The organism is Streptomyces sp. NPDC047515 (assembly GCF_040643055.1).
GTDB lineage: Bacteria > Actinomycetota > Actinomycetes > Streptomycetales > Streptomycetaceae > Streptomyces.
In genome coordinates this window covers 1-1,740 of record NZ_JBEYTM010000160.1, presented here as the reverse complement: position 1 = coordinate 1,740, position 1,740 = coordinate 1, and the positions used below count along the sequence as shown (strand labels likewise).

Below are 1,740 nucleotides of genomic sequence, written 5' to 3'. Positions count from 1 at the left end.
GACCCGAATCCGCAGGTAGGGGCGTGCTCGCGGGCCGTCAGCGGTCAACTCGCTTAATCTGGGTTGTTTTTGGGTTTCCGGCATGTCGGTGGTCTGGCTGTCGTGCCAGGTGGACGGCTTTCCGGGGCGGGTTCGGGTCTGGTCGGGTGTGCGCGGGCCGGGCGCGGGGTCAGTGGGCCGTGACGGTTGTTCGGACGCGGGCCAGGGTGGTGGCGATCAGTCCGTCGGCGGCCGGGGCGAACCGGAGGCGGGGTTGGCGTGCGGTGGTCACCAGTCGGGCGGCCCGGTTGATCAGCAGGCGGCGGACGGTGGCGATCCGGCGGCGGGCGCCGGTGGTGTCGAGGGGCGCGATCGTCTGGAGCCAGGCCGAGAGGTTGTAGGCCAGCAGCGCGCCCCACATCCACATTGCGTTGACGGCGTGCGAGGCGGAGGGAAGATGGTTCAGCCCGGCGCCGTACGCGGTGTCCCGGAACAGCTCCTCGATCTTCGTGCGGCGTCGGAACTCCCACTCCGCCGCCGTGATGTCCTCGTCCAGGTCGAGGATCTCGTTGGTGGCGATGAAGGAGTAGGCGTAGGCCGCGTCCGAGACCCCGTCCAGGACGAGGGCGAGCTGGTCCTTGCCCACGGTGCGCGAGCGGCGTGAGCGCGGATCTGCGGACAGGGCGTCGGCGTCGTAGCGGACCCGGCGGCCGATCACCTTGGTGCCCTCGGGCCAGCCGGCCGGCGTGTAGTCGATCAGTGCGACCTGGGCGTCGTCGTAGGCGACGGCACAGATCCAGTCGTCCTCATGGACCCGGGACACGGCCCGCCAGAGCGGCCCGGTGCGGGGCACCGCGAGTCGGAACACCGCCTCGCGTGCCGTGATCCGGGCCGCGACGGTGCCGGAGTAGTAGCCCGAGTCGCCCTGGACGAGGATCTGTCCGGTCGCGCCGGTGGCGCGGACTGCGTCGATGGCCCGGTCGATCTGGTCGGGGGCCAGGGTCCGGCCGTCGGAGCGGCCGTCTCCCAGGTCCGCGGCCAGCACGGTGCCAGTCTGGGCCCAGTGGCAGGCGTGAACCCGTCCGGAAACCTCACCCTTGTAGGAACGGACCACTTGTTCCTTGCGGGTGGAGTACACCTCGATGTCCTTGGCGTCCACGTCGATGGTGACCGGCCCCGCCAGGACCCGGGCCCGATCGGCGACCGCCAGCGCGGCCAGCGCCCGACCGGAGAGTCGCGCGCACGCCACCTCGATGCCCCCGCGCTGGGCCTGCCCGAACCGGGCGGCCAGCGTGGCGGCCGTGGTCGCCGCCGGCACCGGCGCGGGCAGCAGCCCCTCGCCCACCACATCGGCCCGTAGCCGGTCGAAGCCCACCAGATGATCCTCGCCGGTCAGCTGCACCGTCGCCGTCGCGAGCGCGAACTCGCCACCCGACAGACCCCGGTCGCGTGCCTTGACCGGCCCGATCCCCGCGTCCAGCGCGGCGGTGATCCCCAGGGCCCGGTCCAGCTCGGCCACCAGCAGTAGCCCGCCGTTCTCCGTCAGCGAGGCGTCCGGATCACTCACCTGCGCTCTCACCCTCGACCACCGCTTGCCGGGGGTGCGGGAGGCGGTACGACGGCGCGATATCTTCTTCACTCGGCAGGTGCACTCTCTCGGACGAGTCGATTAGGCGTAGGAACCTCGATCTTCTCACCGGCAAAGTGCACCTGTCGCTGTATCAGCTGTCGCATACCCCGCACTACCTGCGGATTCGGGTC

Annotated in this window: 1 protein-coding gene; it reads right to left on the bottom strand. The window is 71.2% G+C overall.

All coding sequences use genetic code 11. The features are described from left to right. Nucleotides 1–169: 169 nt before the first annotated feature. Entirely contained in the window at nt 170–1,546 is a 1,377-nt protein-coding gene (locus ABZ826_RS39275) for an IS1380 family transposase (protein WP_361459385.1), read from the bottom strand. Between the last annotated feature and the right edge of the window lie 194 nt (nt 1,547–1,740).